Genomic DNA, 661 nt, shown 5'->3' with positions numbered 1-661 from the left:
GGATACTGGTGCATATATAAATGCAGCGATGTTTTGTAGCACAATCTAAAATAGAGGTGATTGTATTTGGGCTCATCTGAAGGTCTATTTCATAGTTTGTTGCCGGGTCGTTGATATGGCTAAAGATGCGGCCTAAAAATTTGATCAGCTTGTTGAGTATAAATTCCCTTCTGGAGTTACAATAGCTTTCATACCTGTGCTCACGCCAATTTGATGGCCGTAAAACATGATAAACGTGCACGATTACCAAAGTAGCTCCTCTTAGCTGCGAGATTTTATACGCAAGACGAACGGCTGATGCAGAATTAGCAGATAGGTCGGTAGTAACCAGAATTTTTTCCATTTAGGATATTTTGTGTACTGGCTATAAAATTACCCTTGCCTGTTAAAGGCGGCAATGATAATTGTCACTAAGAATATTGATGTTAACTGTGTAATATGCTTTACATCAAGGCCGTATCACCCAAATATAAAATCCACTAAGCGCTTAAAATGTAAAATTAGAAAGCCCGATTTTTAAGATATTGCTTAGCGGAAGACATCAATTTGACATGGAGGGAGCAAACACGCGCTAATGGTGCATGGTAATTTGTGAATTGAACAATGGAAACTAGAAATCAAAAAAGATGTTTATTGTATTTAACTTTTCATGCTGATGAGA

1 protein-coding gene is annotated in these 661 nt (G+C 37.4%); it reads right to left on the bottom strand.

Annotation, left to right across the window (positions count from 1 at the left end; all coding sequences use genetic code 11):
- Window positions 1-343, bottom strand: a 343-nt coding sequence (locus JHD69_RS20025; protein WP_199142102.1) for a universal stress protein, incomplete at its 3' end; no start/stop codon positions are given.
- Window positions 344-661: the final 318 nt, after the last annotated feature.

The sequence above is a fragment of the Pedobacter sp. ASV12 genome, assembly GCF_016429155.1.
Lineage (GTDB): Bacteria > Bacteroidota > Bacteroidia > Sphingobacteriales > Sphingobacteriaceae > Pedobacter.
Note: the sequence above shows the minus strand (reverse complement) of the source record. Positions and strands in the feature narration are given on the sequence as shown.